Source organism: Spongiactinospora gelatinilytica (assembly GCF_003236385.1).
Taxonomy (GTDB): domain Bacteria; phylum Actinomycetota; class Actinomycetes; order Streptosporangiales; family Streptosporangiaceae; genus Spongiactinospora; species Spongiactinospora gelatinilytica.
In genome coordinates this window covers 1-7,582 of sequence record NZ_POUA01000368.1, presented here as the reverse complement: position 1 = coordinate 7,582, position 7,582 = coordinate 1, and the positions used below count along the sequence as shown (strand labels likewise).

At 73.2% G+C, this 7,582-nt stretch carries 5 protein-coding genes and 1 riboswitch; of the genes, 4 read left to right on the top strand and 1 reads right to left on the bottom strand.

Features of this window, described 5'->3' with window-relative positions; all coding sequences use genetic code 11:
- The 3 genes from C1I98_RS31790 to C1I98_RS31780 form a co-directional block, all read left to right on the top strand.
- Nucleotides 1–852: vWA domain-containing protein (locus tag C1I98_RS31790; RefSeq protein WP_146607759.1), on the top strand; the 852-nt coding region annotated here is incomplete at its 5' end.
- 5 nt (nt 853–857) lie between these two features.
- Entirely contained in the window at nt 858–1,460 is a 603-nt protein-coding gene (cobO, locus tag C1I98_RS31785) for a cob(I)yrinic acid a,c-diamide adenosyltransferase (protein ID WP_111171060.1), read from the top strand.
- Between the two features lie 17 nt (nt 1,461–1,477).
- A complete protein-coding gene (locus tag C1I98_RS31780; RefSeq protein ID WP_199537358.1) occupies nt 1,478–2,791 on the top strand; it encodes a cobyrinic acid a,c-diamide synthase CobB in 1,314 nt (437 codons plus the stop codon).
- Here C1I98_RS31780 and cobN read toward each other — a convergent pair.
- Entirely contained in the window at nt 2,746–6,321 is a 3,576-nt protein-coding gene (gene cobN, locus C1I98_RS31775) for a cobaltochelatase subunit CobN (RefSeq protein ID WP_111171059.1), read from the bottom strand. The genes C1I98_RS31780 and cobN overlap by 46 nt on opposite strands.
- Before the next feature lie 34 nt (nt 6,322–6,355).
- Nucleotides 6,356–6,546: riboswitch (cobalamin riboswitch) on the bottom strand.
- Nucleotides 6,547–6,557: 11 nt separating this feature from the next.
- Between cobN and C1I98_RS31770 the strand changes: the two genes are divergently transcribed.
- Nucleotides 6,558–7,582 (top strand): ferredoxin-like domain-containing protein (locus tag C1I98_RS31770; RefSeq protein ID WP_146607758.1); only part of this gene is annotated, 1,025 nt, incomplete at its 3' end.

Sequence of the window (7,582 nt, the reverse complement as noted above, 5' to 3'; positions counted from 1 at the left end):
GAGCGGGACTCTGGGGAGCCGGACGCGGGGGCGGGCTCTCCGGAGGCGAGGGCGAAGGAGCAGGTGGCCGAGGTGGCCGCGCCGTACCGGGTGCCGTTGCTGGCCGCCCCCGGCGTCGGCGCCGGTGCGGCCGGACGCCGTTCACGATCAAGGTCCGCGCACGGCCGCGGCACCGGTTCCCGCCGCCCGCGCGGCGCCCAGGTCCACGACCTGCACATCCCGGCCACCGTACTGGCCGCCGCCCCCCACCAGCACGACCGCGGACGCGTCGGCCCCGGCCTGGTACTACGCGCCGACGACCTGCGCGAGGTCGTACGCGAGGGCCGGGAGGGCAATCTGGTCCTGTTCGTCGTGGACGCCAGCGGCTCGATGGCCGCCCGCCGCCGGATGACCGTAGTCAAGACCGCCGTGCTCAGCCTCCTCCTCGACGCCTACCAGCGGCGCGACAAGATCGGCCTGGTCACCTTCAGAGGCACGGAAGCCACGGTCGCGCTGCCCCCGACCTCCTCCGTGGAGGCGGGCGCGGCCCGGCTGCGCTCACTCCCCACCGGCGGGCGCACGCCGCTCGCGGCCGGGCTGGCCCGCGCCGCCGAGGTGCTGCGCGTGGAGAAGCTGCGCGACCCGGCCAGGCGTCCGCTGCTGGTGCTGGTCACCGACGGCCGCGCCACCACGAACGGCAACGACGTGGACCGCGCCGCCGACCTCCTGAAGGGCACCGCCGCCGTGGTCGTGGACTGCGAGAGCGGCCCGGTACGGCTGGGCCTCGCCGTACGCCTGGCGGCCCGCCTGGACGCCCGCCTCCTCCCCATAGAAGCCTTGTCCGAACTAGGCCACCCCAGAAAGGCGAGCTGAGAAGCATGCCGCAGGGCAAGCCCGCCGTCATCCCCGACGACGGACTCACCACCAGGCAGCGCCGCACCCGCCCGCTGCTGATCGTCCACACCGGCCCTGGCAAGGGCAAGTCCACCGCCGCCTTCGGCATGGCGCTGCGCGCCTGGAACCAGGGCTGGCCGATCGGGGTGTTCCAGTTCGTGAAGTCCGCCAAGTGGCGGATCGGCGAGGAACGCGCCCTTCGCGTACTCGGCGACAGCCCCGAGGGCGGCCCGGTGACCTGGCACAAGATGGGCGAGGGCTGGTCGTGGATCCAGCGCGCCGGCACCGAGGACGACCACGCCGCCCAGGCCCGCGAGGGCTGGGCGCAGATAAAGCGCGACCTGACCAGCGAGACCTACCGCTTCTACGTACTCGACGAGTTCACCTACCCCCTCAAATGGGGCTGGCTGGACCTCACCGACGTCCTGGACACCCTCACCCAACGCCCCGGTGACCAGCACGTCGTGATCACCGGCCGGGACGCCCCCGCCGAACTCATCGAGGCCGCCGACCTCGTCACCGAAATGGGCAAGATCCGCCACCCCATGGACTCCGGACAGAAGGGACAGAAAGGCATCGAGTGGTAGCCCTGACCACCCCCCGCCTGGTCATCGCCGCCCCGGCCTCGGGCAGCGGCAAGACCACGGTGGCCACCGGCCTGATGGCCGCGCTGCGAAAGCGCGGCCTCACCGTCTCCCCGCACAAGGTCGGCCCCGACTACATCGACCCGGGCTACCACACGCTGGCCGCCGGGCGTCCCGGCCGCAACCTGGACCCATGGCTGGTCGGCGAGGACCTGATCACTCCCCTCTTCCTGCACGGCGCCGCGGACTGCGACATAGCGGTCGTCGAAGGCGTGATGGGCCTGTTCGACGGCCGGGGTTCGACCGATTTCGCCTCCACCGCGCACGTCGCGCGGCTACTGGCCGCCCCGGTGGTGCTGGTCGTGGACGCGGCCCGGCAGAGCGCATCGGTCGCGGCCCTGGTACACGGCTTCGCCACCTTCGACCCCCGAATCCGGCTCGGTGGGGTGGTGCTGAACCGGATCGGTTCCGACCGGCACGAGGAGGTGTGCCGGGAGGCGATGGCCGCGGCCGGGGTGCCGGTGCTCGGCGCGATCCGCCGCGCCGACGACGTGGCCACGCCCTCAAGACACCTCGGGCTGGTGCCCGCCGCCGAACGCCGCGCCGACGCGCTGGCGGCCGTGGACGAACTGGCCGCGCTCATCGACCGCTCCTGCGACCTGACCGCGCTCCTCGCACTGGCCCACTCGGCACCCCCGCTGACGGCCACCCCCTGGGAGCCACCGCACCACGGATCCCAGCAAAAACCCATAATCGCCGTAGCAGGCGGAGCAGCGTTCACCTTCGGCTATGCCGAACACGCCGAGCTCCTGAGCGCGGCAGGCGCGGAGGTCGCCCCCTTCGACCCGCTACGCGACGAGAAGCTGCCCGACGGCACCGCCGCCCTGGTCATCGGCGGCGGCTTCCCCGAGCTGTACGCGGCGGAGCTGGCCGCCAACGAGCCGCTGCGCGCTCAGGTCGCCGCCTTCCCCGGCCCCATCGCCGCCGAGTGCGCCGGCCTGCTCTACCTGTGCGAAGACCTGGACGGCCGAACCATGTGCGCCCGCATCCCCGGCCGGGCCCGCATGACCGACACGCTCACACTCGGCTACCGCGACGCCGTCGCGCTGCACGACTCGCCACTGACCAGGGCAGGCGAGCGGGTACGCGGCCACGAGTTCCACCGCACCGCCGTACGCCTCGCCGCCGACCCCCTGTACCGCTGGGACGGCGGCGCGGACGGCTACGGCGACGCCCGCGTGACCGCCTCCTACCTGCACGTTCACTGGGCGGGCGCGCCCGCCTTCGCTCACCGGCTGGTGTCGTCCTCCAGGTCCCCTTCGGCCTTGAGGTAGACCTCCTGGAGCCCGCGCAGGATCTCCGGGTCGGGATGCTGCCACATGCCCCGGTCGGCGGCCTCCAGCAGGCGCTCGGCGATGCCGTGCAGCGCCCACGGGTTGGACCTGCTCATGAACTCCTGGTTCTCCGGGTCCAGCACGTAGGTCTCGGTCAGCTTGTCGTACATCCAGTCGGCCACGACACCCGTGGTGGCGTCGTAGCCGAACAGGTAGTCCACGGTCGCGGCCAGCTCGAACGCGCCCTTGTAGCCGTGCCTGCGCATCGCGGCCACCCAGCGCGGATTGACGACCCGTGCCCGGAAGATCCGGGAGGTCTCCTCGGAAAGAGTGCGGGTGCGAACCGCGTCAGGGCGGGTGCTGTCACCGACGTACGCGGCCGGCGACTTGCCGGTCAGCGCCCGTACCGTGGCGACCATCCCGCCGTGGTACTGGAAATAGTCGTCGGAGTCGGCGATGTCGTGTTCACGCGTGTCCACGTTCTTGGCGGCCACCGCGATCCGGCGGTAGGCGTCCTCCATCTGCGGCCGGGCCGCGACGCCCTCCAGGTCACGCCCATACGCGTAACCGCCCCACACCGCGTACACCTCGGCGAGGTCGGCGTCGTCCCGCCAGTTACGGCTGTCGATCAGCGGCAGCAGCCCGGCCCCGTACGCCCCCGGCGCGGACCCGAAGATCCGCATGGTCGCCTGGCGCTCGTCCCCGCCACTCGCCCGGACATGCGCCCGCACGAAATTCTCCCCATCCGTTTCTTCCAGAGAAGCGACCAGCCGTACCGCGTCGTCCAACATGGCCACCACATGCGGAAACGCGTCCCGGAAGAACCCGCTGATCCGTACCGTCACATCGATGCGAGGACGGCCCAGCTCGGCGAGCGGGATCGGCGCGAGCCCGGTCACCCGGCGGGACGCCTCATCCCATTCCGGGCGTACGCCGAGCAGGGCCAGCACCTCCGCCACGTCGTCGCCCGCCGTGCGCATCGCGCTGGTCCCCCACACCGAAAGGCCCACCGAGCGCGGCCACTCGCCCGTGTCGGCGCGGTAGCGGGCGAGCAGCGAGTCCGCCATCGCCTGCCCGGTCTCCCAGGCCAACCGGCTGGGCACCGCCCGGGGATCGACGGAGTAGAAGTTGCGGCCGGTCGGCAGCACGTTGACCAGGCCGCGCAGCGGCGAACCGCTTGGCCCGGCCGGGACGTAACCGCCGTCGAGCGCGTGCAGCACGTTGCCGATCTCGTCGGTGGTGCGGGCCAGGCGGGGTACGACCTCGGTCGCGGCGAAGGCCAGCACGCGCGTCACCTCGGCGGGAAGTCCGGCGGCGACCTCGGCCGCCGCCTCCGGCCGCCAGCCGCGTTCGTCCATGCCGGTGACCAGGGCGCGGGCGGTGGCCTCGGCGTCGTCCACGGCGGCCAGCCCGGCCGTACCGTCCTCGGCCAGGCCCAGCGCCTCGCGCAGGCCGGGCAGGCTCTCCCGGCCGGACCACATCTGCCGGGCCCGCAGCATGGCCAGCACCAGATCGACCCGCTGCTCCCCGGCCGGGGCCTCGCCGAGCACGTGCAGGCCGTCGCGGATCTGCGCGTCCTTGACCTCGCACAGCCAGCCGTCCACATGCAGGATGAAGTCGTCGAACTCGCTGTCGTGCGGCCGGTCGTCGAGCCCGAGGTCGTGGTCGAGCCGGGCGGCCTGGATCAGCGTCCAGATCTGCGCGCGGATGGCGGGCAGCTTGGCGGGGTCCATCGCGGCGATCGTGGCGTGCTCGTCCAGCAGTTGCTCCAGCCGGGCGATGTCGCCGTAGGTGTCGGCGCGGGCCATCGGCGGCACCAGGTGGTCCACCAGTACGGCGTGCGCCCGCCGCTTGGCCTGGGTGCCCTCCCCGGGGTCGTTCACCAGGAACGGGTAGACCAGCGGCAGATCGCCGATCGCGGCGTCGGTGCCGCAGGCGGCCGACATGCCGGCGGCCTTGCCCGGCAGCCACTCCAGGTTGCCGTGCTTGCCCACATGCACCATCGCGTGCGCGCCGAACTCCGCCGACAACCACCGGTACGCGGCCAGGTAGTGGTGGCTGGGCGGCAGGTCGGGATCGTGGTAGATGGCGATCGGGTTCTCCCCGAACCCGCGCGGCGGCTGGACCATCACCACCACGTTCCCGGCGCGCAGCGCGGCGAGCACGATGTCCCCTTCGTGGACGAACAGCTCGCCGGGCGGCGGCCCCCAGTGCCGTTCGATCGCCTCCCGCAGGTCGCCGGGCAGGGTGCGGTACCAGGTCTCGTAGACGGCGGCGGGGATGCGGACCGGGTTGCCCGCCAGGTGTTCCTCGGTGAGCCAGTCGGGGTCCTGGCCACCGGCCGCGATCAGCGCGTGGATCAGCGCGTCGCCGTCCTGTCGAAGCACACCCGGGAAGCCCTCGCCCAGGTCGTAGCCCGCTTCGGCCATCCGGGCGAGCAACCGCACGGTGCTCCTGGGGGTGTCCAGGCCGACCGCGTTGCCGATCCGGGAGTGCTTGGTGGGGTAGGCGGACAGCATCACCACGATCCGCCGTCCGGCGGGCGGGGTGTGCCGGAGCAGGCCGTGCCGTACGGCGATGCCCGCCACGCGCGCGGCCCGCTCGGGGTCGGCGACGTAGACGGTCAGGCCGTCCCGGTCGATCTCCTTGAACGAGAAGGGCACGGTGATGATCCGGCCGTCGAACTCCGGGATCGCCACCTGCGAGGCCGCGTCCAGCGGGGACAGGCCGTCGTCGTTGTCCTCCCAGGCCCGGCGGGTGGAGGTCAGGCAGAGCCCTTGCAGGATCGGTACGTCCAAGGCGGCCAGCGCGCCGACGTCCCATGCCTCGTCGTCGCCGCCCGCGCCCGCCGTGGCCGGGTGGGAGCCGCCCGCCGCCAGGACGGTGACCACGAGCGCGTCGGCGGCGCGCAGGGTGTCGATCAGTTCGGGCTCGGCGGTGCGCAGCGAGGAGCAGAAGATCGGCATGGCCTGGCCGCCGGCGTCCTCGATGGCGGTGGCCAGGGCCTCGACGAATCCGGTGTTCCCGGCCATGTGGTGGGCGCGGTAGTACAGGACGCCGATCACGGGGCCGCTCTTGGACCGGGCGACGCGCTCCAAAAGGCCCCAGGTGGGAGCGGGGGCGGGCGGGGCGAATCCGTGGCCGGTCAGCAGCACGGTGTCGGACAGGAAGGCGTGCAGTTCGGCCAGGTTGGCCGGGCCGCCGTGGGCCAGGTAGGCGTGCGCCTCGGCGCAGACGCCGCCGCTGACGGTGGAGAGTTCCATGAGTTCGGCGTCGGGGGCCTGCTCGCCGCCGAGTACGACGACCGGGCGCGGCCCGGCGAGCAGGGCATCCAGCCCTTCCTCCCAGGCCCGCCGCCCGCCGAGCAGGCGGACCACCACGAGGTCGGTGCCCTCCAGCAGCGCGGGCAGGTCGTCCGGGGTCAGCCTGGCCGGGTTGCCCGGCCGGTAGGCCGCGCCACTGGCGCGGGCGCTGAGCAGGTCGGTGTCAGAGGTCGAGAGCAGCAGAACGGTACGGCTGTCGCCAGGCACAGCACGGTCCTCCCTCGGGGTCCTCGCCCCGGTCGCGGGTGTCGCGACGGCAGGAGTCTCCTGGCTCCCGGATCAGCGCTCACCCCGGCCTTCCCACCCGTCGCCGGGCAGTGGCCTTGCGGTTGGGGGTCGCTCCCCGGTCACAGTGGCGGGACCGCGCCGGTTTCACACCGGCTTCCTCCCATTGCCATCGCCTACCGGAAGCCTACGATAGAAGTGGCGTTACCATCCAGATCGTGTCCAAAGCCGACTTTTCTGGCCGTATGCGGCCGGATGCGTGTCCGGGGGCGCTCCAGGTGCACGAGGCGGCCGACGGGCCGCTCGCCCGGGTGCGCCTGCCCGGCGGTGCCGTCACGTCCGCCCAGCTCACCGAGCTGGCGGACGGCGCGGCGGAGCTGGGCGCGGGGGTGATCGAGCTGACCTCCCGGGCCAACGTCCAGGTACGCGGGCTGCGCTCCCCCGCCGCCTTCGCCGAAAAGATCGCCGCCGCCGGACTGCTGCCGTCGGCGGCCCACGAGCGGGTGCGCAACATCGTCGCCTCCCCGCTCGGCGGCCGTCGGACCGGGCTGGACACCCAGCCCGTGGTGGAGGCCCTTGACCGGGAACTGTGCGCGGTGCCGGAACTGGCGTCCCTGCCGGGCCGCTTCCTGTTCGCGGTGGACGACGGCACCGGAGACGTCCCGAACCTCGGCGCGGATATCACCTGGGACGGGCGGCTGCTGCTGGCGGGCATGGACGCGGGGCTCACCGCCACCACGGACGAAGCGCCCGGCCTCATGATCGCCGCCGCCTGCGCGTTCCTGGCCGAACGCACCGACTCCTGGCGCATCGCCGAACTCCCCGACGGCCCGGCCCGCATCGCCCGCCACCTCGGCGGCACGGCGGCGGATGCGCCGGTCGCACCGGAGGGCCGGGAACTCCGGGCCGGACGGATCACCCAGCGTGACGGACGGGTGGCGCTGTCGGCGGTCGTACCGCTGGGACGGCTGACGGCCGCCCAGGCGCGGGTGATCACCGGCACGGTACGCCTCACGCCGTGGCGGACCATTGTGCTGCTCGACCTGGACCCCGCCGAGGCCGACCAGGTGGAACAGGAACTCACCCGGGCCGGTCTGGTCACCGACCCCGCCTCGCCATGGAACGGGGTGAGCGCCTGCACCGGCAGGCCCGGGTGCGCGAAGGCGCTGGCCGACGTGCGCGAAGACGCCCGCCGCTGGGTCGGTACGCTGGCCGCCCCCGCCCCCACCCCCGTCCACTGGTC